The following is a 23,325-nucleotide window of genomic DNA, read 5'->3' on the forward strand; positions in this document are numbered from 1 at the left end:
GACGGCCGGACACCCAGGGTGTCCGGCCGTCGCGAGGGTGATCCCCTGACCGTTCCGTCAGCTGATCTTCACCGGGTTGACGATGTCGGCGACCAGCACGAGCAGGGTGAAACAGATGAAGATCCCGGCCACCACATAGGCGACGGGCATCAGCTTCGCCACGTCGAACGGCCCCGGGTCCGGGCGCCGGAACACCTTGGCGATCCCCCGCCGCGCGGACTCCCACAGCGCGCCGGCGATGTGTCCGCCGTCGAGGGGCAGCAGCGGCAGCATGTTGAACAGGAACAGCGAGAGGTTGAAGCCGGCGAGCAGCATCAGGAACGTGGCGACGATGTTGGTCGTCGGCATGTCGAGGTTGAGGACCTCGCCGCTGAGCCGGGCCGCGCCGACCACGCCCACCGGGGAGTCGTCCTTGCGCTCCCCGTCACCGAAGGCCGCGTCCCACAGGTCCGGGACCTTGGAGGGCAGAGCGATGATCGACTCGGCGCCGTTCTCGATCATGCCGCCCATGCGGTCGACGGACTCGCCGAACGACAGCGGCAGGATCTCGGTCCTGGCGGCGAAGCCGAGGTAGCCAGCGGGCTCGTAGCCGGAGACGACCTCACCGTCCTCGTCCTTCTTGACCACCATGTTCTCGATGAGCGTCGCGTGCAGGACCTGCTCCCGGCCGTCGCGCTCCACGGTGATCTCGGCGGGGCCGATCGTGTCGCGGATGCGCTCGGAGAGCGTGGGCCAGTCGTCGATGCGCTCCCCCTCGAAGGCGACGATCCTGTCGCCCTCCTTGAGCCCCGCGAGCGCGGCGGGCGAGTCGGGGTCGCCCTTGGCGCACGTGTCGCGCTTCTCGCTCTGCTCGATGACGCACTTCTGGACGCCCGCCACCTCGGTGGTCTGCGTCGGCGTGCCGAAGGTCATCATCACGCCGACGAAGATCGCCACCGCGAGCACGAGGTTCATGAACGGCCCCGCGAACATCACGATGACGCGCTTCCACGGCTTGCGCGTGTAGAACAGCCGTGTCTCGTCGCCGGGCTGCAGCTCCTCGTACGCGGCGGAGCGGGCGTCCTCGATCATCCCGCGCCACGGGGACGTGGAGCGCGCCTCGATGCGGCCGTCGTCCCCGGGCGGGAACATCCCGATCATGCGGATGTAGCCGCCCATCGGGATGGCCTTGATGCCGTACTCGGTCTCGCCCTTCTGCCGGGAGAACAGGGTCGGGCCGAAGCCGACCATGTACTGCGGCACCCGGATGCCGAACAGCTTCGCCGTCGACAGATGGCCCAGCTCGTGCCAGGCGATGGAGAACAGCAGCCCCACGCCGAACAGCACTATGCCGAGAACCGTCAACACCATCGTCATGCGCGAGCCTCCGCAGGCCGTTCTTCGCCGCTGTGTGTGTACGTCGCCGCCGTCTCACGGGCCCTCCTCCGGGCCCAGGCGTCCGCTTCGAGGACGTCCGTCACGGTGAGCGAGGTTCCCGGGGCGGGTGTCCCGTGCTCGGCGACCACACGGGTGACCGTATCCATGATGGCGTTGAAAGGCAGCCGCCCGGCGAGGAACGCCTCGACGCACTCCTCGTTCGCCGCATTGAACACCGCCGGGGCCGTGCCGCCCAGCTCCCCCACGTGCCGGGCGAGTCCCACGGAGGGGAACGCCTCGTCGTCGAGGGGGAAGAACTCCCACGTCGAGGCCGTGGACCAGTCGAACGCGGGCGCCGCGTCGGGGACGCGTTCGGGCCAGCCGAGGCCGATCGCGATCGGGCCGCGCATGTCCGGCGGGGTGGCCTGGGCGAGCGTCGAGCCGTCGGTGAACTCCACCATCGAGTGGACGTACGACTGGGGGTGGACGACGACCTCGATGCGGTCGAAGGGGATGTCGTAGAGGAGGTGGGCCTCGATGACCTCGAGGCCCTTGTTGACGAGGGTCGCGCTGTTGACCGTGATCACCGGGCCCATGGCCCAGGTGGGGTGCGCGAGCGCGTCCTCGGGCGTGACGTTCGCGAGCTCCGCCTTCGTGCGGCCGCGGAAGGGGCCGCCCGAGGCGGTGACCACGAGCTTGCGCACGTCGGCGCGGGTGCCGCAGGCGAGCGCCTGGAAGAGCGCGGCGTGCTCCGAGTCGACCGGGATGATCTGGCCCGGCTTGGCGACTGCCTTGACCAGGGGCCCGCCGACGATGAGCGACTCCTTGTTGGCCAGTGCGAGCGTACGGCCGGCCTCGAGCGCGGCGAGGGTGGGCGCCAGACCGATGGAGCCCGTGATGCCGTTGAGCACCGTGTGGCACGGCGATGCGGCGAGCTCGGTGGCCGCGTCCGGGCCGGCGATGACCGTGGGCAGGGGCTCGGTCCCGTACTGGGCCGCCAATGCCTCGCGCAGCGCGGGAACGACGTCCTCGCGGGCCACGGCGACGGTCTCGACGCGCAGCCGGTGCGCCTGCTCGGCGAGCAGGCCGACCCGTCCGCCGGCGGCGGACAGCGCGGTGACGCGGAAGCGGTCGGGGTTGCGCAGGACCAGGTCGATGGCCTGCGTGCCGATGGACCCGGTCGAGCCGAGGACGACGATGTCCCGGCGCCCCTGAGAGGCGTCGAAGGTCAGATGCGGGTCGGCGAGGGGTGATGGGCTGTCGCTCATCCCCCCATTGTGGCCGTTCGGCCTGTGCGCCCGGACAGGGCGTCCCTGTGCGCCCCCTCGCCGCTGGAGCTACCCGCCGCCTCCGCGAGCGGCGGAGAACTTCTTCCACTGGGCGTCGATGATCTCCCGGGGCACGGCCCCGATGTCCTTCGTGCCGAGGAAGTCGGCGCGGAAGGAGAGCGTGACCGCACCGGAGCGGACGACGGTCAGGTACTCGTACAGCTTCAGCTCGCCCTTCACGTCGAGGACGGTGAAACGGAACGCCTCGGCCTCGTCGCCGATGGCGGGCGCCTCGACGGGTTCGGCCTTCAGCACCCGGGCCCGCGCGAGAGTCCGCACCTCGGTGTAGCCGCCGGCGCAGGCGTCTCCCGCGGCGGCGAGGTCCTTCATCACGGCGGCGGCCCCGTCCCCCGCGTAGGAGCGCAGCTGCACCAGGACCCCGATGCCGGCCACCTCGTCCGCGACGTCGACCTCCCGGTGGACCTCGGCGGCCGGGTCGTGCGCGGTCGCGCCCGCGGCGAGGCTGACGAGTGGGCGGCACCGGGCCGGATCGGCGGTGTAGTCCTCGCCGAGCGGGGCCCCGTCGGTCTCGGTCGCGGTGTAGGGGCCGATCCGCTCGCCGTCCGCGAAGGCGACGGCCCTCAGGGCGGCCTCGGTGGGCACGCCGCCGCCGGAGGGGGAGGCGGACCGGCCGACGTCGCTCCTGTCCGTCTTCCTCTCGGCTGTCCTGTCCGCGGTGTCCGTGCCGGCGTCACCGCCGCCGCACGCGGCCGAGGCGGCCAGCAGTCCGGCCAGCGCGAGGCCGCGGAGCCCGCGGGCGTGCCGGTTGCCGCCGTTGACGTGTCCCGCCCCGAACATCCGTGCCCCGTTCCCCTGTTGACCGCGACCGAAGGCCGATTGTGGGTCCACCGGGGCACCGCGCGCCACCTTCCCGCGCCCCGCGCGGCCGCGCGCGGGGCGCGGCCGGTGACCTCCGGCCGCACCCCGGTGCCGCTCAGCGGATCGGCCGGTGCACGTTCTCCCGCTGGGAGGGGCCGGGAGTCGCGTCCGCGATCCAGGGGCCGTCCCCGCTCGCGTCGATGACGCCCTCCTCCAGCCAGGTGTACGTGCCGGCCAGGACGCCCTTGACCACCGTGCGGTCCAGGTCGTCGGTGTTGTTCCAGAGCCGGCCGAAGAGCTCCTCGACACGGACGCGGGACTGCCGGCAGAAGGCGTCGGCGAGCTGGTACGCCTCGCGGCCGTGGTCGCCGGTGGTCCGCAGCAGTTCCGCCCGCACGCAGGCGGCGCTCATCGCGAACAGTTCGGCGCCGATGTCGACGATGCGCCCGAGGAAGCCCTGCTTGGTCTCCATCCGGCCCTGCCACCGGGACATGGCGTAGAAGGTGGACCGGGCGAGCTTGCGCGCGGCCCGTTCGACGTAGCGCAGGTGAACCGACAGGTCCGCGTGGCCACGGGGGTGGAACTCGGCGTACGAGCGCGGGAGCTGGCCCGGGCCCGCGACCAGCTTGGGCAGCCAGCGAGCGTAGAAGGCGGTGGCCTGGGCCCCGGCCCTGGCCTTGTCGCCGAGGGACTTGTCGGGGTCGATGATGTCGCCGGCGACCGCGAGGTGGGCGTCGACCGCCTCGCGGGCGATCAGCAGGTGCATGATCTCCGTCGATCCCTCGAAGATGCGGTTGATGCGCAGGTCGCGCAGCAACTGCTCGGCGGGGACGGCCCGTTCGCCACGAGCGGCGAGGGAGTCGGCGGTCTCGTAGCCGCGGCCGCCGCGGATCTGGACCAGTTCGTCCGCCATCAGCCAGGCCATCTCGGAGCCGTACAGCTTGGCGAGGGCGGCCTCGATGCGGATGTCGTTGCGGTTCTCGTCCGCCATCTGGCTGGACAGGTCGAGGACGGCTTCGAGGGCGAAGGTGGTGGCGGCGATGAAGGAGATCTTGGCGCCGACGGCCTCGTGGTGGGCGACCGGCTTGCCCCACTGCTCGCGGACGGACGTCCACTCGCGGGCGATCTTCAGGCACCACTTGCCCGCGCCGGCGCACATCGCGGGCAGCGAGAGCCGGCCGGTGTTGAGGGTGGTCAGGGCGATCTTGAGGCCGGAGCCCTCGGGGCCGATGCGGTTCGCCGCCGGGACGCGGACCCGGTGGAACCGGGTGACGCCGTTCTCGAGGCCGCGCAGGCCCATGAAGGCGTTGCGGTTCTCGACGGTGATGCCGGGCGAGCTCGACTCGACGACGAACGCGGTGATGCCGCCCTTGTGCCCCTCGGTCCTCGGGACCCGTGCCATGACGACGAGGAGGTCGGCGACGACGCCGTTGGTCGTCCAGAGCTTGACCCCGTCGAGGATGTAGTCCTCCCCGTCGGGGACGGCGGTGGTGGCCAGGCGCGCCGGGTCGGAGCCGACGTCCGGCTCGGTGAGCAGGAACGCGGAGATGTCGGTGCGGGCCAGCCGCGGCAGGAAGGCGTCCTTCTGCTCCTGCGTGCCGAAAAGTTTCAGCGGCTGGGGTACGCCGATCGACTGATGGGCGGAGAGCAGCGCGCCGATCGCCGGGCTCGCCGAGCCGGCCAGGGCCAGGGCCTTGTTGTAGTACACCTGGGTGAGTCCCAGGCCGCCGTACTTGGTGTCGATCTTCATCCCGAGGGCGCCGAGCTCCTTGAGGCCGTCGATCACCGCGTCGGGGATCCGGGCGTCGCGCTCGATCTGGGCGCCGTCGACCTTCGTCTCGCAGAAGTCGCGGAGCTTGGCGAGGAACTCCTCGCCGCGCTGTACGTCGTCCCTGGACGGCATGGGGTGGGGGTGGATGAGGTCGAGCCGGAAGCGACCGAGGAACAGCTCCTTGGCGAAGCTGGGCTTCCGCCAGTCCTGCTCGCGCGCCGCCTCGGCGACCTGGCGGGCTTCACGCTCGGAGACTTTGGGCTTGGTCGGTGCGGACATGAAGGAAGTCACCTCGCCGCGGTGTGGTGGAGTCCTGGAATCACTCGAATCCGTGGGGAACTACCGGTCGGTGCTACTTGTGAGTCTCTACCCGATCCGGCCGACTCTCACCAGCCTTCGCGCGCCGTGCGGGCCGCCGTTGGCGCTTATACAGCACCCCGGCCCGTTCGGCCCGGGCAGCGGGAAGTGACGAGGCGGTCCCATGCGCGAGGACCACGGCCCGGCCCGGCCGTCGGGGCTCTGCCCGGTTCAGGCGCCGCCCCGGAGCCGGTGCCCGGCCATGACAACGGCCGGAGCCCCCGCACAGTGGGCTCCGGCCGTCGGTTCGGTGACGTACTAGAGGGCCAGGCCCGTGAGGACCAGCACGCGCTCGTACGTGTAGTCGTCCATCGCGAAGGCCACGCCCTCGCGGCCGACGCCGGACTGCTTCGCGCCGCCGTAGGGCATCTGGTCGGCGCGGTAGGACGGGACGTCGCCGACGATCACGCCGCCGACCTCCAGGGCGCGGTGGGCGCGGAAGGCGGTCTGCAGGTCGTGCGTGAACACGCCTGCCTGCAGGCCGTACTTGGAGTCGTTGACGGCGGCGAACGCCTCGTCCTCGCCGTCGACCTTCGTCACCGTCAGGACGGGGCCGAAGACCTCCTCGCAGGCGAGGGTGACGTCGGCGGGGACGTCGGTGAGAACGGTGGGAGCGTAGCTGGCGCCGTCGCGCTTGCCGCCGGTCAGCAGCTTCGCGCCGCCCTGGACGGCCTCGTCGACCCAGGACTCCACGCGCTTGGCGGCGTCCTCGTTGACGAGCGGGCCGACGTCGGTCGCCGCGTCGGACGGGTCACCGGTGACCTGGGCCTCGACGGCCGCGACGATCTTCGGCAGCAGCAGGTCGTAGACGGACGCGTCGGCGATCACGCGCTGCACGGAGATGCAGGACTGTCCGCCCTGGTAGTTGGAGAAGGTGGCGATACGGGTCGCCGCCCAGTCCAGGTCCTTCTCGCTCGCGAAGTCGGCGAGGACGACCGCGGCGCCGTTGCCGCCGAGCTCCAGGGTGCAGTGCTTGCGCGGGACGGAGTCCATGATCGCGTAACCGACCTTGTCGGAGCCCGTGAAGGAGATGACCGGCAGCCGCTCGTCCTTCACGAGGGCGGGCATCTGCTCGTTCGGGACGGTCAGCACGGACCAGGAACCGGCGGGCAGGTCGGTCTCGGCGAGCAGCTCACCGAGGATCAGCCCGGACAGCGGCGTGGCCGGGGCCGGCTTGAGGATGATCGGCGCGCCGACCGCGATCGCCGGAGCGATCTTGTGGGCGCACAGGTTCAGCGGGAAGTTGAACGGCGCGATGCCGAGGACGACGCCCTTGGGGAAGCGGCGGGTCAGCGCGAGACGGCCCTGGCCGCCGGCGTCGGTGTCGAGCCGCTGGGCCTCGCCGCCGTTGAACCGGCGGGCCTCCTCGGCGGCGAAGCGGAAGACGGAGACGGCACGGCCGACCTCACCGCGCGCCCACTTGATCGGCTTGCCGTTCTCGGCGGAGATCAGCTGGGCGATCTCCTCGGTGCGCTCGACGAGGCGCTTCGAGACGTGGTCCAGGGCGGCGGCGCGTACGTGGGCCGGGGTCGCGGCGAACTCGTCGATCACGGCGTGCGCCGCGGCGACGGCCTCTTCGACCTGCGCCTCGGTGGGCACGGAGACCCGGCCGACGACCCGGCCGTCCCAGGGGGAGGTGACGTCGAAGGCGGCCTCGCCGGTGGCCTGGCGGCCGGCGAGCCAGAAGGCGTGGGTGGCAGTCATGTCCGGGTCCCGGCCCTTCCGAAGTAGATGGGGGTTGGTCTGTGCCCACCGTAGGACCGGGGAGCGGCGGATGTGTTTGTCCGAGGTGTACTGGTCGCCGGGCGGTCTGCGACGCTTTGGCGAGTGAGTGGGCACCGCCGCGTAGACGGGGGCCGAAGGCCCGGGTCAGCGGCGCCGTTCGGTGCTGACGATGAGGCACACACCGGCCACGACGACCCCACCGCCGACGGCGATCGGCCAGGACAGCCGCTCGTCGAGAACGAGCGCGCCCAGCAGCACGGCGACGACCGGGTTCACATAGGCGTACGTCGCCACGAGGGACAGGGGCGCGGAGTGCAGCAGCCAGGCGTAGGCGGTGAACGCCATCAGCGATCCGAAGACGATCAGGTAGGCGAGAGCGGTCCAGGACCGGGCTGACACCTCCTCGAGACGGAATCCGTGCAGCTCGCCGCGGGAGAGGGCGACGACGGCGCAGCCGAGCCCGCCCGCGACCATCTCGTACGCGCTGGCCGCGAACGGGTCGGCCGGCATCGGGATGCGGGACGACGAGAACGAGCCGACCGCCCACAGGACGGTCGCGACGACCACCGTGAGCACGCCGCCGATCCGCACGTCGCCGCTGAGCCCGGGCAGGGTGAGGACGGCGAGGCCGGCGAGGCCCAGCAGCACGCCCGCGTAGGCGCCGGGACCCGGGCGGTCGCCGAAGGACCGGCGCAGGACGACGACCCAGGCGGGGACGACGGCGATCAGCAGGGCGGTCAGCCCGGAGGGCACCGAGGTCTCGGCGAGGACGACGAGCCCGTTGCCGCCGAGGAGCAGCAGCAGGCCGACGAGGGCGGCGGAACCGAGCTGGGCCCGTGTGACCTTCAGCGCCGAGGGGCCGTGGTGCCAGGCGACGAGCGCGCCGAGGACGACGCCCGCGACGACGAACCGGGCGGCGGCCGACAGGAAGGGCGGCATGGTCTCGACCGCGACGCGGATGCCGAGGTAGGTGGAGCCCCAGACGACGTACACGACGACGAGGGCGGCCCAGACGGCACCGCTGATCCGCCGCCCCTGGGGAACAGGGGGCTCGACGCCCTCGACGGTCACGTGCTCGCCGGTAACGCGTGGGGGCATCGGTGCTCCTCGTCTCCTCCGTGCGCGTCCTGCCGTCGGGCGGGCGCGCCATCACAAGCCAGGAAGATAGGAAGCCACCGAGTGAACTGCAATAATTCTGCCCGGTATCGGGCAGGAAGGCGGCAAATCCTTGGCTGATGACGAGGGTTTTCCGCCAAGGGTGGGGTTTCGGCCGTGCGGGAACACGCGGCGGACAGCGCGGCCGGCGACGTCAGTCCGAGGCGGGTGCCGACGTCGTCTTCAGGGAGAGCCACAGCTCCATCCGGACGTCCGGGTCGTCCAGGGAGCGGCCGAGGATCTCCTCGACGCGGCGCATCCGGTAGCGCAGCGTATGGCGGTGCACGCCGAGGTCCGCCGCCGCCGCGTCCCACTGCCCGTGGCGGGACAGCCATGCGCGCAGCGACTCGACGAGGTCGCCGCGGCCGGTGGCGTCGTGCTCGCGCAGGGCGCGCAGCATGCCGTCGGCGAAGGCACGCACGGCGTCGTCCGCGAGCAGCGGAAGGATCGAACCGGCCGCGAGCTCCTCGTGCTCGACCAGCGCGCGGCCCCGTCGCCGGGCCACCGACAGCGCCTGTTCGGCCTGCTTGTACGCCCCGGCGGCCGCTGTCGGCCCCGTCGGCGCGGAGAGCCCGACGACCGTCTGCGCGTCCTCGGCCTCCTTGTCCGCGTACATGGCCGTGCAGGAGGTGACCACCGCGCCGCCGTCCGCGGCCAGCACCACCAGACGGCTGTCGCTGTCCGGCACGACGAGCACCGTCTCGCCGGCCCGGGCCGCCGACGACTCCAGTGACTCGGCGAACGCGGCGAGCGGGGCGCCGCCGGCGTCGGCGTCCGGCTCTGTCGAGAGCTCGGCGATCAGCAGCCGGAAGGGCGCGTCGAGCAGCCCGCCGTACAGGTCGCCGGCGACCGCCCGGGCGTGGTCCGGCTGACCGGACAGCAGCATCCGCAGCACCGCGGCACCGAGGCGCGCTTCCGCGGCCTGGAGCGAGCGGGACCGTTCCGTGGCGAGGGTGAGCAGGGCGACGGCCGAGTGGACGGCGTAGCGCTCCGCCGTGCCGAGGGGCGCCCCGGTGCCGACGGCGAGCGCGCCGCGCACACGGCGGCCGGAGCCGAGGGACTGCAACTCGACCCGGTCGTCGCCCTCCGCACCGCCGACGACCGCGCTCGCGGGCGCGGACCGCTCCCGCAGCCGTTCCACGTCTCCCGTGAAGCGGGCGGCCCGGCGGGTCGCCCACTCGGGGGCGGCGGCCACGACCGCGCCGGAGGCGTCGTACAGGGCGGCCCAGCCGTCGACGTGCGCGGCGAGCCGGGCGACGACCGCGGCCGGCCCCTCGGCGAGCGCCGCACGGGTCATCTCGCGCTGCGCCTCGAAGCCGGCGGTCACGGCCCGGTACTGGTCCGCGGCGATCGCGGCCGAGACCGCCTTGGAGATGGCGATGAACGGAGTGCGGCGCGGCACCGCGAGCAGCGGCAGCCGCTCCTCCTTCGCCGCCTCGACCAGCGCGTCGGGCACGTCCTCGTAGTTCACGCCGACCGCGAAGCCGAGGCCGACCACGCCCGCCGCGACCAGCCTGCGCACATAGCGCCGCATCGCCTCGGGGTCCTCGGCGTCCAGGGTCATGGCGGTGACGAGCAGCAGCTCGCCGCCCTCCAGATACGGCACGGGGTCGGCGAGCTCGCTGACATGGGCCCAGCGCACGGGCGTCTCGAGGCGGTCCTCTCCGGCGCGCACGGTGAGCTTGAGCGCCGAGTGCTGGACGAGCGAGGCGAGGGTGGGCGGCATGGACCTGGGGCCCTTCGAGCAGAGGTGTGATTTTCGCCGTCCCGTACGAACGGCCTACCTCGATTCTGCCAGGGCGTAGCAGTCCGGGACTCCGCTCAGGTCCGCAGGTCGACCAGGAGCGGCGGCGCGTGCTCTCCCCGGACGCTGGTCAGCGACAGTACCGCGTGCCCGGCCGGCAGCCCGTGCGCGAGGTCGGACGCCGACCAGCGGGGGCGTTCGACCTCGCGCACGGTCACCGCCTCGGCCGTCGCAGCCTTGCCGGTGGCCAGGCGGCGGATCATGTGCAACGCCTTGGTGAGCGGTTCGTCGGAGACGATCTGCCGGTTGGTGACGTCCCGGGTCTGCACCCACTCGGTGCCCCAGGTCTCGGCGAAGTGCCCGCCGTCCCAGGGGGCGAGCCCCGCGAACGCCATGCGGCAGCCGACCGCGCCGAGCAGCGGTCCGCGCAGCGGCTCCGGCACGTCCTCCAGCGTCCGCAGCGCGAACACGACGCCCGCGTTGGCGCTGCGCAGCCGCTGCACGGCGCGCACCGAGTCGCCGGTGACCGTGTACGAGGCGTCGTCGAGGACCAGGCAGGCGAACAGCGAGCGGTCGGTGCGGCTGAGCGCGGCCTCGGTGAACTGGGCCAGCACCAGCCGCGCGACGATCCGGGACGCCTCGGCGTGGCCGCGCTCGGGAAGGTCGACCCGGACCCGCAGCGGGTGCTCGATCGAGCGCAGCGAGAACTGCCGGCCGTCGCCGTCGGTACGGAAGAAGTCCGCGAAGGCGGGCCGGTCCAGGAACGCGATCCGCTCGGCAAGCAGGACGCCGATGTCGTCGCCGCGCGCCGACTGCCGCTCGCGGGCGTCGAGTTCGCGCAGCTGCGACGCCTCGCCCGCGGCCTCCAGCGCCGAGCGCAGGCCGTCCAGGGCGCCGGGCGCGCCGCCGAGGAGTTCGCGCAGCTCGGGGACGGCCGGGAAGTGACCGTGGACGCATTGGTAGGGACCGATGAGCTGGGCGAGGGCGGTGGCGGCGCGGCGGCTGTCCCCGCCGGGGAGGCCGGCCGCGAGGTCGCCGACGAGCGCCTCGGCGAGCATGCGGGCGGCCTCGTCGGGGTCGTCGGCGCCGCCGTACAGATCGAGGTCGTGGGTGGATCCGGGCCGGCCCACCGAGATGACCAGGTCGAAGTCGCCGTCCGGGGCGACGACGGAGCCGTGGGCGGTGACGGCGACGACGGCGGCGCGGTTGGCGAGGGCGTGCAGGCACAGCGACTCGACGACGGGCCGGACGAGCCGCACGCTCTTGCCGGACCCCGAGGGGCCGACCGCGAGCAGCGAGGTCCCGAGCAGCGCGGGCTCCAGGGCCACGCCGGTGGTGCGCCGGGCGTAGGGGTTGCGGGCGTCGTCGACGACGGTGCCGATCCTGACCTGGCCGGTGACCAGGTCGTGGGTGGCGGCGCGTACGGGCAGGTCCCGCAGGCCGGAGGGGTGGGCACAGGCGGCGGGGCCGTGCCTGCGGACGGTGTCCGCGAAGGCGGCGAGCCGTTCGGGCCGGGCGTGGACGCCCTGCCAGGCGCGCCGGATGCGGGCGTAGTCGACGTCGCCGAGGGCCCCGGTACGGGCGGCCTCGCCGAGGCGCGCGGCGGCGTCGGGGAGCCCGGCGCGGCGCAGCTCGGGCCAGTCCGCCGGGTCCGTTTCGGGCGCGGGCGGGGCGGGTCGGGCGGGTTTGCGGCGGCGGACGACGTAGCGCTGCCAGATCTCGGGGACGTGGCCGATGCGGGCGAAGAGCACCAGCATGCCGCCGCCGACCACGGCGTAGTAGACGTAGCTGGCGTTGGCCCAGGTGGTGGCGTCGGCGCGCCAGGAGTCGGGGGTGAGCACGAGGAGGGGCCACAGCCAGTAGCGGCCGAGGTAGCCGTTCCACAGCAGGGACCACAGCAGCCAGCCGCTGAGCAGCGAGACGAGCGCGCCGGAGAACAGCCGCCTCGCCGGGACGAGTTCGGGCTCCTCCTCGGGGCGGGGGCGGTGGCCGAGCCGCCACACCCCGGGGTCGGCCTGGGGCCGCGGGGTGCGCAGCCACTCCAGTACGGCGGGGCGGGTCGTGGGGGCGTGCCCCGGCACGGCGGGCGCGCCCGGCGGCACGGGCGGTGCGGGCGCCTCGGGCGGCGGTCCGGCCGGACGGGGCACGGGATTGGCGCGTGTGCCGCGTGCGTCGAATGTGCCTTCGGATTCCATTGAACCGCTGCCCCCTGACCAGCCAGGCCCGCTCTGTGCACCGCCAATCTAGTGCCCCCGCACGGGGAGTTCAGCGACTCGCACGGGTGTGGTGGCCCGCCGCACACCGCCGCGGGCTGCGGCTGCCCCCTATTGTGCGGCGGGGCGCTCGCCCCGAAGCCGCGCCCGCGCCCGGCTGCGGGCCGGGCGGCAGCGGGACGGCGGCCCCGATGCGGGCGTCCCCCGGACGGCACGGAGGCGTCCGGGCCACCCACGCCCGGCCGCCAGGCCCGGCAGCACGTCCAGGCCCGGACGGCCGTCCCGAGCCACGTCCCGCGCCGCCGGGCCGGCGGTGGCGAACCGCGCCCGCCCGGACGAGCCGGCGGCCCCGGACCGCCCGCCACCGCCCGGGACGGCAGCACCCGGCACCAAGGGGGCCCGCCGGGACTCGCGCACCCCCGCGTATGGCCGTCGAGGACAACGACACACCCCCAACACTCCCGAACGGCGCATGCCCGCATCCCCTCCCCGGACCTAGCCTGCGGAGAAAGACAAGAAGCGTCCGGATACACCCCCAGGAGCCCCTCATGACCGCAATCCCGCAGGAGCGCCGCGTCGTCACCGCCATCCCCGGCCCGAAGTCGCAGGAGCTTCAGGCCCGCCGTACGGCCACGGTCGCCGGCGGTGTGGGATCCGTGCTGCCCGTCTTCACGGCCCGTGCGGGCGGCGGGATCATCGAGGACATCGACGGCAACCGCCTGATCGACTTCGGCTCCGGCATCGCCGTGACCTCGGTCGGCGCCTCCGCCGAGGCCGTCGTGCGCCGCGCCTCCGCGCAGCTCGCCGACTTCACCCACACCTGTTTCATGGTCACCCCGTACGAGGGCTACGTGGAGGTCTGCGAGGCGCTCGCCGAGCTGACCCCGGGCGACCACGCCAAGAAGTCCGCGCTGTTCAACTCGGGCGCCGAGGCCGTCGAGAACGCCGTCAAGATCGCCCGCGCGTACACCAAGCGCCAGGCCGTCGTCGTCTTCGACCACGGCTACCACGGCCGCACCAACCTCACGATGGCGCTGACCGCCAAGAACATGCCGTACAAGCACGGCTTCGGCCCGTTCGCCCCCGAGGTCTACCGCGTCCCGGTCGCCTACGGCTACCGCTGGCCCACCGGTGAGGAGAACTGCGGCCCCGAGGCCGCCGCCCAGGCCATCGACCAGATCACCAAGCAGGTCGGCGCGGAGAACGTCGCCGCGATCATCATCGAGCCGGTCCTCGGCGAGGGCGGCTTCATCGAGCCGGCCAAGGGCTTCCTGCCGGCGATCGTGAAGTTCGCCAACGACAACGGCATCGTCTTCGTCGCCGACGAGATCCAGTCCGGCTTCTGCCGCACCGGCCAGTGGTTCGCCTGCGAGGACGAGGGCATCGTCCCGGACCTGATCACCACCGCCAAGGGCATCGCGGGCGGCCTGCCGCTCGCCGCCGTCACCGGCCGCGCCGAGATCATGGACGCCCCGCACGCGGGCGGCCTCGGCGGCACCTACGGCGGCAACCCGGTGGCCTGCGCCGGTGCGCTCGGCTCCATCGAGACGATGAAGGAGCTCGACCTCAACGGCAAGGCCAAGCGCATCGAGGAGGTCATGAAGGGCCGCCTCACGGCGATGCAGGAGAAGTACGAGATCATCGGCGACATCCGCGGCCGCGGCGCCATGATCGCGATCGAGCTGGTGAAGGACCCGGCGACCAAGGAGCCGAACGCGGAGGCCGCCGGCGCGCTCGCCAAGGCCTGCCACGCCGAGGGCCTGATCGTCCTCACCTGCGGCACCTACGGCAACGTGCTGCGCTTCCTGCCCCCGCTCGTCATCGGCGAGGACCTCCTGAACGAGGGCCTGGACATCATCGAGCAGGCGTTCGCAGCCATCTGACCGGCAACGACGCAGCCGCTCTGTGAAGAGAGTGTGGGGGGCCGATGGCGGGATGGGAATCCGTCTGTCGGTCCCCCCGGCCTCTGCCGTACGGTTTCTGCAGATGAGAGAAACACCCAGCTCACGGGGAACCGTGGGCGACCCCGGGCCGGAGCCCCCCCAGCGCCGACCCGGTCGTGCCACAGCGCACACCACTGGAGCCTCACGCTCCGGAACTCCTCACCGATCGGATGGCCGCCCGTCCCAAACCCCCCGGGGCGTGCGGCGAACCGGTCCGGCCGGCCGCATCGGAACCACCCCCCCTGTTCCGACGCGGCCGGCCTCTCGGCGTCTGCGGGCCGTCGCGCTCGCGGTGTGCTGCGCCCTCTTCGCACTGATCACCTGGCAGGTCGCCGCGCACGGACCGCTGCGGAGGGCGGACGAGCGCGTCGGGCGCGCCGTCTTCCGCGACGTGCCCGACGCGCTGACCGAACCGCTCGCCGACCTCGGCGGCATGACCGTCGCCCTGCCCGTGCTCGCCGCCGCCCTGGCCTGGACGCTGTGGCGCGGCGGACGGTGGCGGCCCGTTATGGCCACCGCGCTCGCCATGGCGGCGGTGCCCGCGCTCGTGGTTCCGCTCAAGGCGTGGATCGCCCGCCCGGGACCGCTGGAGCCGGGCACGGGCTGGTACCCCTCGGGGCACACCGCAACGGCGATGGTCGCCTACTGCGGCGCCGCACTGCTGGTCGCTCCGTATCTGCGCCGACGATGGGCGATGCCCGTCGCCGTGGTGCTCACGGTGGCGACGGGCATCGGGCTCGTCCTGCGCGGCTACCACTGGCCGCTGGACGTGGCGGGCAGCTGGTGCCTGTTCGGCGCGGTGCTGCTGGTGCTCAACTCCAAGGGTACGCGTCGAAGTTCCGGGAGAATTCCCACTGGTTGAAGCGGTCCCAGTTGACCGACCAGGTCATCAGGCCGCGCAGCGCGGGCCAGGTGCCGTGGGGCGTGTAGGAGCCGCAGTCGGTCTTCCTCGTCAAACAGTTCAGCGCCTTGTTCACCTCGGCCGGGACGGTGTGGCCGTTGCCCGCCTGGGTGGAGGCCGGCAGGCCGATGGCGACCTGCTCGGGGCGCAGCGCGGGGAAGACCTTGCTCTGGTCGCCGGCGACGGGGAAACCGGTGAGCAGCATGTCGGTCATGGCGATGTGGAAGTCGGCGCCGCCCATGGAGTGGTACTGGTTGTCGAGTCCCATGATCGGACCTGAGTTGTAGTCCTGGACGTGCAGCAGCGTGAGGTCGTCGCGCAGGGCGTGGATGACGGGGAGGTACGCGCCGGCGCGCGGGTCCTGCCCGCCCCAGGGTCCGGAGCCGTAGTACTGGTACCCGAGCTGGACGAAGAAGGTCTCCGGCGCCATCGTCAGGACGAAGTCCGAGCCGTACTTCGCCTTGAGCGTCCTGATCGCCGAGACCAGGTTGACGACGACCGGCGTGGTGGGGCTGCGGAAGTCGGTGTCACCGGTGTTCAGCGACAGCGAGTGGCCCTCGAAGTCGATGTCGAGACCGTCGAGTCCGTATTCGTCGATGATCTTCGAGACGGAGGTGACGAAGGCGTCGCGTGCGGCGGTGGTGGACAGCTGGACCTGGCCGTTGGCGCCGCCGATCGAGATCAGGACTTTCTTGCCGGCGGCCTGCTTGGCCTTGACGGCGGCCTTGAAGTCGGCGGCCGACTCGACGTTCGGGCACTCGGCGACCGGACAGAGGCTGAAGCGGATGTCGCCGGAGGTGGCGGAGGTCGGTTCGCCGAAGGCGAGGTTGATGACGTCCCACGAGTCGGGCACGTCGGCCATGCGTGTGTAGCCGGAGCCGTTGGCGAAGCTCGCGTGGAGGTAGCCGACGAGGGCGTGTGCGGGCAGGCCACCGCCGTTCCCGCCGCCCGCGGTGGTCGTCGCGCTCACCGCGGCGGACTTCGGCGACTCGCCCGCCGCGTTGACCGCCGAGACCTGGAAGCTGTACGTGGTGGACGCGGCCAGGCCGGTGACCGTGGCCGAGGTCCCGCTGACGGTCGCGACCCTGGCGCCGTCGCGGTGGACGTGGTAGCCGGTCGCGCCGGGCGACGCCGTCCAGGTCAGCGGCACCGAGGACGGGCCCGGGGCCCCTGCGCGCAGGCCGGTGGGCGCCGCGGGGACGCCGACGGGGTCGGTGCCGGGGCCGCGGAGGGAGATGTCGTCGGCGTGGTAGGCGGGGGTGCCGTACCAGCCGTGGGTGTAGACGGTCACCGAGGTGGTCGTGGCCCCGGTGCGGAAGGACGTCGTCAGCTTCTGCCAGCTCGACGCCGATCCGGTCCAGGTGGACACGTCGGTGGCGCCGGTGCCCGACGCGCCGAGGTGGACGTGACCGCCCTGCACCCAACCGCTCAGCGTGTAGTCGGAGTTGGGCTGGACGGTGACCGTCTGGGAGCACTTGGCGTTGTCGTTGCCGGCCGGGGTGGCCTTGAGGGCGGACGTGCCGCCGTGGGTGGGCGAGGTGACCGTCGCGCCGCTGCCCGCGGTGCAGCTCCAGCCGGTCAGACCGGCCTCGAAGCCACCGTTGCGGGCGAGTTCGGCGTCGGCGGCGGTCGCGGGCGGGGCCGTGGCGAGCAGTCCTGACGCTGCGAGCACGACTGCCACGAGGGCAGCCCTGAGTCCTGTGCGGTCCACAACTGCCTCCGGGCGTGGGGGAATTCGGAGTGGGGCGGCGCGCACAACATGGTCCAGACCAATGCGGTTGTCAAGACCTCCGGCACTCCCCGGCTCTCAGCGCCCCCTGCCGTCCCGGTGCTCCACGGCCCGCGCGATGCCGGCCGCCGCCTCGTGCATGGCGAGCTCCAGCAGCGAGGCGTCGTGGAGGATTCCCGAGCCGTCCGGTGCGATCAGCCACCGCGCCCCGCCCGCCGTCCGGCCCGGCAGGGGCACGACGATCCACGCGCCCTCGCCCACCGTGCGGATGCCGGTGCCCACCCAGCGCCCGGCCGTGCCCGGCGGCACGAAGAATCCCATGCGCGCGTCGCCGAAGCCGGCGAGGACCGGACCCGGCCGGTCGACCAGCCGGGTCACCACGTCGAGCGTGGGATAGCCCAGTTCACCGGGCAGGACCAGCACGTCCCAGCGCCTGCCGGCGGGCAGCAGCGCGATCCCGTGCGGATCGCGCTGCCACTCCCGCCGACAGGCGTCCGGGTCCGGCGCCGCCCCTGCGAGCCACTCCACCGCGGTCGTGCCCCCCGAGCCACCCATGGCGGCCTCCATTCCGTGTGCGCATACGATGCTTCCGCACGGAGAGCGCGAACATGCCCTTGTCGCAAGCGACTTCGGTCACGTGTCAACCGGAGGGGTCCGGCGGCTCAGCTGTCGAACCCGAGACCGAGCCGGTCCAGCGTCCGCAGCCACACGTTGCGCCGCCCGCCATTGGCATCCGCCCTGGCCAGCGACCACTTGGTGAGCCCGATACCGGCCCAGGCCACGGGCTCGGGCGGGAACGGCAGCGGCTTGCTGCGCACCATCGCCAAAGCGGTGCGTTCGGTGCGCTCCCCGCCCAGGAGGTCGAGCATCACATCGGCGCCGAACCGGGTCGCGCCGACGCCGAGTCCGGTGAACCCGGCGGCGTAGGCGACCCTGCCGCCGTGCGCGGTGCCGAAGAACGCGGCGAACCGTGAGCAGGTGTCGATGGCCCCGCCCCAGGCATGGCTGAACCGGAGCCCCTCCAGCTGCGGGAAGCAGCGGAAGAAGTGCCCGGCGAGCCTCAGGTACGTCTCGGGCCGGTGGTCCATCTCGGCGCTGAGCCGGCCGCCGAACGGATAGACCGCGTCGTAACCGCCCCACAGGATGCGGTGGTCGGCGGTGATGCGGAAATAGTGGAACTGGTTGGCGCTGTCGCCGAGGCCCTGCCTGCGCTTCCAGCCCACGGAGGCGAGCTGTTCGCTGCTGAGCGGTTCGGTCATCAGGGCGTAGTCGTAGACCGGGACGGTGTACGGGCGCACCCGCTTGACCAGTGAGGGGAACACATTGGTGCCCAGCGCGACCTGCCGGGCCAGGACACGGCCGTACGGGGTGCGTACGGCCATGCCCGGCCCGCAGGCCGCGAGTCGGAGCCCGCGGGTGTTCTCGTAGACGCGGACGCCGAGGCCCAGGCACGCCTGCTTGAGTCCCCAGGCGAGCTTGGCCGGGTGCAGCATGGCGACGCCGTCGCGGTCCCACAGACCACCGAGGAAGGTCGGCGAGTCGACCTCGGCGCGCACGGCGTCGCGGTCGAGCACCTCCAGCCCGCCGAAGCCGAGCCGACCCGCCTGCTCGTGCAGCTCGTGCAGTTCGGCGAGCTGGTGGGGCTCGGTGGCCACGTCGATCTCGCCGGTGCGCTCGAAGTCGCAGTCGATCCCGTAGCGGGCGACGGCGTCCTCGATCGCGTCCAGGTTGCGCGCCCCGAGCTCCTCCAGCTTCGCGAGCTCGTCCGGCCAGCGGGCGAGTCCGTTGCCGAGGCCGTGCGTGAGGGAGGCGGCGCAGAAGCCGCCGTTGCGCCCGGAGGCGGCCCAGCCCGCCTCCCGGCCCTCGATCAGGACGACGTCCCGCCCGGGGTCGCGCTCCTTGGCGAGGAGCGCGGTCCACAGGCCGCTGTAGCCACCGCCGACGACGAGAAGGTCGCAGCGTTCGGTCCCGGTGAGGGCGGGCAGTGCGGCCGGCCTGCCGGGGTCGTCCAGCCAGAAGGGAACGGGCTGGGCGTCGGCGAGCGACGAGGCGAAGGGCATGGCGGCGGGGGCCATGGTTTCCACTCCTTAGCGGCCCGGGGGCCTACTGGGGCAGCCCGGCTTTGTTGCGCCGGCTGCTGACGACCTGGCCCGCGACCACGATCAGCACGGCGACGGCGAACATGGCGGTGCCGATGACGTTGATCTGCACGGGCGTACCGCGCTGGGCCGAACCCCACACGAACATGGGGAACGTGACGGTGTTTCCGGAGTTGAAGTTGGTGATGATGAAGTCGTCGAAGGACAGCGCGAAGGCGAGCATCGCACCGGCCGCGATTCCGGGGGCGGCGATCGGCAGGGTGACCCGCAGGAACGTCTGCACGGGTCCCGCGTACAGGTCGCGGGCCGCCTCCTCCAGACGCGGGTCCATCGACATCACGCGTGCCTTGACGGCGACCACCACGAAGCTGAGGCAGAACATGGTGTGGGCGATGAGGATGGTCCAGAAGCCCAGCTCCGCGCCCAGGTTGAGGAAGAGCGTGAGCAGCGAGGCGGCCATGACCACCTCGGGCATCGCCATCGGCAGGAAGATCAGCGAGTTGATCGTGCCGCGCGCCCGGAAGCGGTAGCGCACGAGCGCGAACGCGATCATCGTGCCGAGGACGGTCGCGCCGATGGTCGCCCACAGCGCGATCTGCAGGGACAGCGTGAGCGAGCCGCACAGGTCGGCCACACCGCACGGGTCCTTCCACGCGTCGGTGGAGAACTCCTGCCAGGAGTAGTTGAACCGCCCCGCCGGCTTGTTGAAGGAGAACACCGTGACGACGATGTTCGGCACGATCAGGTAGGCGAGCGTGAGCAGGCCTGCGACCACCACGAGGTTGCGCCTTATCCAACGCATCAGACCAGGTCCTCCGTTCCGGCCCGGCGGATGTAGACGGTGACCATGATCAGCACGATCGCCATCAGGATGAATGACAGGGCGGCCGCAGTCGGGTAGTCGAGCACCCTGAGGAACTGCGACTGGATGACGTTGCCGATCATGCGTGTGTCGGTGGAGCCCAGCAGTTCGGCGTTGACGTAGTCGCCGCTCGCGGGGATGAACGTGAGCAGCGTTCCGGAGACGACGCCCGGCATGGACAGCGGGAACGTCACCTTGCGGAAGACCGTGGCGGGCGTCGCGTACAGGTCGCCGGCCGCCTCGTGGAGCCGCGGATCGATCCGTTCCAGCGACGTGTACAGCGGAAGGATCATGAACGGCAGGAAGTTGTACGTCAGACCGGTGACGACGGCGAGCGGGGTGGCGAGGACGCGGTCGCCCTCGGTCATCCCGAGCCAGCCGGTGACGTCGAGGAACCCGACGGTGTTCAGGACCTCCACCACCGGTCCGCCGTCCGCGAGGATCGTCTTCCAGGCGAGCGTACGGATCAGGAAGCTGGTGAAGAACGGGGCGATGACCAGGACCAGCAGGAGATTGCGCCAGCGGCCCGCCCGGAAGGCGATCAGGTAGGCGAGCGGGTAGCCGAGCAGCAGACACAGGACCGTGGCGATGCCCGCGTACAGCAGCGACCGCAGGAAGTGCGGGTAGTACTCGGTCAGCGCGTCCCAGTAGGTCGCGAAGTGCCAGGTGACCTCGAAGCCCTGCTCCAGGGAGCCGGTCTGCACGGAGGTCGACGCCTGGTAGACGAGCGGCAGCGCGAAGAACACGAGCAGCCACAGGATGCCCGGCAGCAGCAGCCAGTACGGGACGAGCCGGCGGCGCACGGAGGGCTTGTGGGCCGGTGGTCCGGCGGGGGCCGGGGCGGCGGGTGGCGCCTCGGTGACGGTCATGGCGTCTCCTCCACCGTCTCCACGCCCGCGGTGATGTCCTGGGCGGCGTCGAGACCGAAGGTGTGCTCGGGGTTCCAGTGCAGGACGACCTCGGCGCCGGGTACGAGCCCCTCGCGGTGCTCCACGTTCTGTGCGTACACCTCGAGCGCCCTGCCCGCGGGACTCTCCACCACGTACTGCGTGGAGACGCCGATGAAGGAGGAGTCCACGATCCGGCCGGTGACGGCGTTCCGGCCGGCGGCGACGGAGTCGGCCTCGTCGGCGGCGGTGAGGGAGATCTTCTCGGGGCGGACGCCCACCAGCAGCCTTCCGCCCGTGCGCACCGCGTCGGGACAGCGCTCCGCCGGCAGCCGCAGCTTGCCGCCGCCCGCGGTGACGACGACCTCGTCGCCGCTGCTGTCCACGACTTCCGCCTCGATGAGGTTGGAGGTGCCGAGGAAGTTGGCGACGAAGGTGGTGCGGGGGTTCTCGTAGAGCTCGGCGGGTGCGCCGAGCTGCTCGACCCGGCCGCCGTTCATGACCGCGACCGTGTCGGCCATGGTCATGGCCTCCTCCTGGTCGTGGGTGACATGGACGAAGGTGATGCCGACCTCGGTCTGGATGCGCTTGAGCTCCAGCTGCATCTGGCGGCGCAGCTTCAGGTCGAGCGCGCCGAGCGGCTCGTCGAGCAGGAGGACCTGAGGGTGGTTGATCAGCGCGCGGGCGACGGCGACGCGCTGCTGCTGGCCGCCGGAGAGCTGGTGCGGTTTGCGCTGGGCGAAGTCGCCGAGCTGGACGAGGTCGAGCATGTCGCCGACCTGCTTCGTCACGGACTTCACGCCGCGGCGGCGCAGTCCGAAGGCGATGTTCTCGTAGATGGTCAGGTGCGGGAAGAGCGCGTAGCTCTGGAAGACGGTGTTGACGGGGCGCTTGTGCGGCGGCAGGGCCGTGACGTCGCGCGCGCCGAGCGAGACGGTTCCGGTGGAGGGGTCCTCCAGGCCGGCGATCATGCGCAGGGTGGTGGTCTTGCCGCAGCCGGACGCGCCGAGCAGCGCGAAGAACGACCCCTGCGGGACGGTCAGGTCGAGCGGGTGGACGGCGGTGAAGGAGCCGTAGGTCTTGCTGATCCCGGAGAGGCGGACGTCGCCGCCCTCTGTCTTCTCAGTCATGGGTCGCGGTCCCAGGTGTGTCGGGTCGTCAGGACGGGGGCGGTCAGGCGCCGATGAGCTTGGCGAACTTCTCTTCGTACGCCGTCTCTTCCTCGCTGCTGAGCGAGCGGAAGGAGTGGGACTTGGCCGCCATGGCCTCGTCCGGGAGGATCAGCGGGTTCTCGGCCAGCGCGGGGTCGATCTTCGCCAGTTCCCGGCCGACTCCGGTGACCGGCGTGACGTAGTTGATGTACGCGGCGAGCTTCGCGGCCACCGGCAGCTCGTAGTAGTAGTCGATCAGCCGGGTGGCGTTCTTCCGGTGCCGTGCCTGGGCCGGCACCAGCAGGTTGTCGGTGGCCGTCATGTAGCCGGCGGCGGGGATCGCGTAGCGGATGTCGGGGTTGTCGACCTGGAGCTGGATCAGGTCACCGGCCCAGGCGACGCAGGCGGCGATGTCGCCCTTGTCGAGGTCCGAGGTGTAGTCGTTGCCGGTGAAGCGGCGGATCTGCTTCTTGTCGACGGCCTTCTGGAGCCTGCCGAGTGCGGCGTCGTAGTCGGCGTCGGTGACCTTGACCGGGTCCTTGCCCATGTCGAGGAGGGTCATGCCGACCGTGTCGCGCATCTCGGTGAGGAAGCTGACCCGGCCCTTGAGCCTCGGGTCGTCCAGCAGCTGGGTGACGGAGTCCACCTTGCGGCCGCCGGTGGCCTTGATGTTGTAGGCGATGACGGTGGGGATGCCCGTCCAGGGGTAGCTGTGGGCGCGGCCCGGGTCCCAGTCGGGGCTGCGGAACTGCTGGGAGAGGTTGGCGTAGGCGTTCGGCAGCAGTGAGGGGTCGAGCTTCTGCGCCCAGCCGAGGCGGATGATCCGTGCGGCCAGCCAGTCGGTGACGTTGATCAGGTCGCGGCCGGTGTCCTGCCCGGCAGCGAGCTGCGGCTGGATCTTGCCGAAGAACTCGACGTTGTCGTTGATGTCCTCGTTGTACTTGACCGTGATCCCGGTCCGCCGGGTGAACTCCTGCAGCGTCGGACGGCTCTTCCCGTCCTCGCTGATGTCCATGTACTCGGTCCAGTTGGAGAAGGTCAGCCGCTTCTCCTTGTCCGAGAAGTCGTCGGAGCCCTGGGCCCCGGCCTCGCGCTTGGCGGGCGGGATGCCGCAGGCGCTCAGCAGGCCGGCACCGCCGGCCGTGAGTGCGCCGATACCGGACGCGCGCAGCATCGAACGGCGGGAGAGGGCACCCCGCCCGTTGGTCAGGCTGCGCCGCATCGCGGCGATCTGCGCCGCCGAGAGGCGCTCGGACTCGTACTGCTCCATGACGCTCTGCCCTTT

The 23,325-nt window shown here is 72.1% G+C and carries 17 protein-coding genes; 2 read left to right on the forward strand and 15 right to left on the reverse strand.

Features of this window, described 5'->3' with window-relative positions; translation table 11 throughout:
* Nucleotides 1-57 precede the first annotated feature (57 nt).
* The 8 genes from AB0K02_RS18860 to AB0K02_RS18895 form a co-directional block, all read right to left on the reverse strand.
* Nucleotides 58-1,356, reverse strand: a complete 1,299-nt coding sequence (locus tag AB0K02_RS18860; protein WP_365993578.1) for a site-2 protease family protein — start codon at nucleotides 1,354-1,356, stop codon at nucleotides 58-60.
* Nucleotides 1,353-2,624: a 1-deoxy-D-xylulose-5-phosphate reductoisomerase gene (gene dxr, locus AB0K02_RS18865; protein WP_365993579.1), complete on the reverse strand. Its 1,272-nt coding sequence runs from the start codon at nucleotides 2,622-2,624 to the stop codon at nucleotides 1,353-1,355. The genes AB0K02_RS18860 and dxr overlap by 4 nt, the downstream gene beginning before the upstream one ends.
* A 69-nt stretch (nucleotides 2,625-2,693) precedes the next feature.
* Nucleotides 2,694-3,482, reverse strand: coding sequence for a hypothetical protein (locus tag AB0K02_RS18870; RefSeq protein ID WP_365993580.1), 789 nt, complete (start codon nucleotides 3,480-3,482; stop codon nucleotides 2,694-2,696).
* Between the two features lie 136 nt (nucleotides 3,483-3,618).
* Nucleotides 3,619-5,553 (reverse strand): acyl-CoA dehydrogenase family protein, encoded by a 1,935-nt coding sequence (locus tag AB0K02_RS18875; RefSeq protein ID WP_365993581.1) that lies wholly within the window; start codon nucleotides 5,551-5,553, stop codon nucleotides 3,619-3,621.
* Between the two features lie 336 nt (nucleotides 5,554-5,889).
* The gene (locus AB0K02_RS18880) at nucleotides 5,890-7,335 is read right to left on the reverse strand and encodes an aldehyde dehydrogenase family protein (RefSeq protein ID WP_365993582.1); all 1,446 of its coding nucleotides are present in this window, start codon (nucleotides 7,333-7,335) and stop codon (nucleotides 5,890-5,892) included.
* A 165-nt stretch (nucleotides 7,336-7,500) separates the two neighbouring features.
* Entirely contained in the window at nucleotides 7,501-8,454 is a 954-nt protein-coding gene (locus tag AB0K02_RS18885) for an EamA family transporter (RefSeq protein ID WP_365993583.1), read from the reverse strand.
* A gap of 211 nt (nucleotides 8,455-8,665) precedes the next feature.
* Nucleotides 8,666-10,237, reverse strand: coding sequence for a PucR family transcriptional regulator (locus tag AB0K02_RS18890; RefSeq protein ID WP_365993584.1), 1,572 nt, complete (start codon nucleotides 10,235-10,237; stop codon nucleotides 8,666-8,668).
* A 95-nt stretch (nucleotides 10,238-10,332) separates the two neighbouring features.
* Complete coding sequence (locus tag AB0K02_RS18895) at nucleotides 10,333-12,450, reverse strand: ATP-binding protein (protein ID WP_365993585.1); 2,118 nt, start codon at nucleotides 12,448-12,450, stop codon at nucleotides 10,333-10,335.
* A 566-nt stretch (nucleotides 12,451-13,016) separates the two neighbouring features.
* Between AB0K02_RS18895 and gabT the strand changes: the two genes are divergently transcribed.
* Both gabT and AB0K02_RS18905 read left to right on the forward strand, forming a co-directional pair.
* Complete coding sequence (gabT, locus tag AB0K02_RS18900; protein ID WP_365993586.1) at nucleotides 13,017-14,351, forward strand: 4-aminobutyrate--2-oxoglutarate transaminase; 1,335 nt, start codon at nucleotides 13,017-13,019, stop codon at nucleotides 14,349-14,351.
* A gap of 103 nt (nucleotides 14,352-14,454) precedes the next feature.
* The gene (locus tag AB0K02_RS18905; RefSeq protein ID WP_365993587.1) at nucleotides 14,455-15,273 is read left to right on the forward strand and encodes a phosphatase PAP2 family protein; all 819 of its coding nucleotides are present in this window, start codon (nucleotides 14,455-14,457) and stop codon (nucleotides 15,271-15,273) included.
* Here AB0K02_RS18905 and AB0K02_RS18910 read toward each other — a convergent pair.
* From AB0K02_RS18910 to AB0K02_RS18940, 7 genes are all read right to left on the reverse strand, one after another.
* A complete protein-coding gene (locus AB0K02_RS18910) occupies nucleotides 15,224-17,023 on the reverse strand; it encodes a glycoside hydrolase family 18 protein (RefSeq protein WP_365993588.1) in 1,800 nt (599 codons plus the stop codon). The genes AB0K02_RS18905 and AB0K02_RS18910 overlap by 50 nt on opposite strands.
* Nucleotides 17,024-17,119: 96 nt before the next feature.
* On the reverse strand, nucleotides 17,120-17,596 hold the full coding sequence (locus AB0K02_RS18915) for a hypothetical protein (RefSeq protein WP_365993589.1): 477 nt from the start codon (nucleotides 17,594-17,596) through the stop codon (nucleotides 17,120-17,122).
* Nucleotides 17,597-17,703: 107 nt separating this feature from the next.
* Nucleotides 17,704-19,116: an FAD-dependent oxidoreductase gene (locus tag AB0K02_RS18920; protein ID WP_365993590.1), complete on the reverse strand. Its 1,413-nt coding sequence runs from the start codon at nucleotides 19,114-19,116 to the stop codon at nucleotides 17,704-17,706.
* 28 nt (nucleotides 19,117-19,144) lie between these two features.
* A complete protein-coding gene (locus AB0K02_RS18925; protein ID WP_365993591.1) occupies nucleotides 19,145-19,942 on the reverse strand; it encodes an ABC transporter permease in 798 nt (265 codons plus the stop codon).
* Nucleotides 19,942-20,871, reverse strand: a complete 930-nt coding sequence (locus AB0K02_RS18930) for an ABC transporter permease (protein ID WP_365993592.1) — start codon at nucleotides 20,869-20,871, stop codon at nucleotides 19,942-19,944. The genes AB0K02_RS18925 and AB0K02_RS18930 overlap by 1 nt, the downstream gene beginning before the upstream one ends.
* Nucleotides 20,868-22,019, reverse strand: a complete 1,152-nt coding sequence (locus AB0K02_RS18935; protein ID WP_365993593.1) for an ABC transporter ATP-binding protein — start codon at nucleotides 22,017-22,019, stop codon at nucleotides 20,868-20,870. Before AB0K02_RS18935 ends, AB0K02_RS18930 begins: the two co-directional genes overlap by 4 nt.
* A gap of 43 nt (nucleotides 22,020-22,062) precedes the next feature.
* Nucleotides 22,063-23,310: a spermidine/putrescine ABC transporter substrate-binding protein gene (locus AB0K02_RS18940; RefSeq protein ID WP_365993594.1), complete on the reverse strand. Its 1,248-nt coding sequence runs from the start codon at nucleotides 23,308-23,310 to the stop codon at nucleotides 22,063-22,065.
* Nucleotides 23,311-23,325 lie beyond the last annotated feature (15 nt).

The organism is Streptomyces sp. NPDC049597, from assembly GCF_040675505.1.
Taxonomy (GTDB): Bacteria; Actinomycetota; Actinomycetes; order Streptomycetales; family Streptomycetaceae; genus Streptomyces.